Source organism: Streptomyces litmocidini (genome assembly GCF_014649755.1).
Taxonomy (GTDB): Bacteria; Actinomycetota; Actinomycetes; order Streptomycetales; family Streptomycetaceae; genus Streptomyces; species Streptomyces litmocidini.
The window spans coordinates 1-1,912 of the sequence record NZ_BMTQ01000053.1 but is presented as its reverse complement, the minus strand read 5'-3'; the positions used below and the strand labels follow the sequence as shown (position 1 = coordinate 1,912).

2 protein-coding genes and 1 pseudogene are annotated in these 1,912 nt (G+C 24.7%); all 3 read right to left on the bottom strand.

Annotation, left to right across the window (positions count from 1 at the left end):
* Positions 1-83: 83 nt before the first annotated feature.
* Entirely contained in the window at positions 84-296 is a 213-nt protein-coding gene (locus IE180_RS37840) for a NuoL/Nad5 family protein (RefSeq protein ID WP_189377326.1), read from the bottom strand.
* Between the two features lie 74 nt (positions 297-370).
* Positions 371-616: an NADH-quinone oxidoreductase subunit K gene (locus IE180_RS37835; RefSeq protein ID WP_506005102.1), complete on the bottom strand. Its 246-nt coding sequence runs from the start codon at positions 614-616 to the stop codon at positions 371-373.
* Positions 617-1,145: 529 nt separating this feature from the next.
* Positions 1,146-1,853: pseudogene (locus IE180_RS37830) on the bottom strand (complex I subunit 1 family protein).
* Positions 1,854-1,912: the final 59 nt, after the last annotated feature.

Below are 1,912 nucleotides of genomic sequence, written 5' to 3'. Positions count from 1 at the left end.
ATAGCAGATAAAGCAGATTTCATAGCTGCAATACGTGTATTTCAAAATGATATTAATAAATAAGATATAACTCCTACAAATTCTCATCCTATAAACATCATTAAATAATTTTCACTAACTACTAAAACTGTCATAAATATAGCAAATACACTTAAAATAACATAAAAACGATTACGATTTGGATCATGTCTCATATAATCTATAGCATAAAATAATACAGCTAATGTTACTATACCTACAGGTACCATAACTGTCATTGATAATGAATCTAATAATAATCCATAATTTATTTGTATATCTCCTAATGATAATCATGTACCTATATTAATATATACTGATTCCTCATAAAAATATGTTAATCAATTAAACATTATAATATATTAGTTACTTTACCTCTTAATCTATAATATGATACTAATAAACTTAATCCTATTGCTGATTCTGCTCCAGCTAATATTATTATAAATAATGCATATATTGTTCCTTCTATATCATTATATATACTTCCTATATATATTATTTTAACTGTTACTGTTAATAATAATATTTCTATTCCTATTAATAACGTTATTATATTATTTTGACTTATATAAAATGTTATTAAAGTTGTTAACATTGCTAACATTCTTATATTATTTATAATTTTTATCTCCATATATCGTTTTTTATATATATTACCCCCATACCTTCCTTTTAAACTAAAATATCTCTTTTTATAATAATAAAAACTTATACTTTAATAAATAGTAATATGAATATATATATATTTAATAAATAATCCCTCCCTTTCAAAGAAAGGGAGTGGATGAGGGCCCTTTACTTTAGAAAAGAGTTGTAAAATATTTTTATTACAACCTTCCTTTTAAGAGGGTCTTTATATATTGATAATATGATTTCTCAAATATTTCTAAAAATAAATTACCCACGGATCACCGGGGGTGATTTATATTTAATATAGGATAAATAATAATAAATAATTATTTATTAATAAGTTAGAAACCGAATGGAGAAATAAAGATATTAGCATCAATAGCATAAATTAAAGCAGGTATAAATAAAGCTAAAGCGAATAATAAAGGTAAGAAAATAATTCAACACATATTAATTAATTTATCATATCTAACTCTAGGAAGAGTAGCTCTAACTCAAATATAAGTGAAAGCAAAGACATTAGCTTTTAAACCTAGAATAATACCAGTACCACCACCAAAGAAAAGAATAGCAGTTAAAGTAGATAAGAATAAGATAGAAGCATATTCAGATAAGAAGAAAAGAACAAAAATAGAAGAAGAATATTCAGTCATATGACCAGAAACTAATTCAGATTCAGCTTCAACATTATCAAAAGGAGGTCTAGCACATTCAGCTACACAACCAATAAATCAAATAATTGATAAAGGTAATAAAGGAACGAATATTCATATAGATTTTTGTAATTCTACATATCTAGATAAATTCATAGAACCAGCTAATAATATACATAATAAAATAATAGTAGTTAAAACTAATTCATAACTAATTAATTGTGCAGTAGAACGTATAGAACCTAATAAAGAATATTTACTATTAGCAGATCAACCTGCTAATAAAGTACCAAATACACCTACACTACTAATAGCTAAAGTTAAAATAAAACCATAATTATGATCAGTTATTACAATACCTGGTCCAAAAGGTATAACAGATCAACATAATAATGCTGACATTAATGCAATCATTGGACTAATTAATAATATTACTTTATCTGCATGTGTAGGTATTATTATTTCTTTTAATAATAATTTAGCAGCATCTGCTATAGCCATTAAAGTACCATAATAACCTACAGCATTAGGTCCAACTCTACGTTGCATATAACCTAATGTTTTACGTTCTGCTACAGTTAAAAATGCTACTGCTAATAATATAGAAA

What these genes read in the sequence shown, in the direction of transcription:
- IE180_RS37835 (WP_506005102.1), bottom strand. Translation starts at nt 616, where the DNA reads ATGTTAACAACTTTAATAACATTTTATATAAGTCAAAATAATATAATA.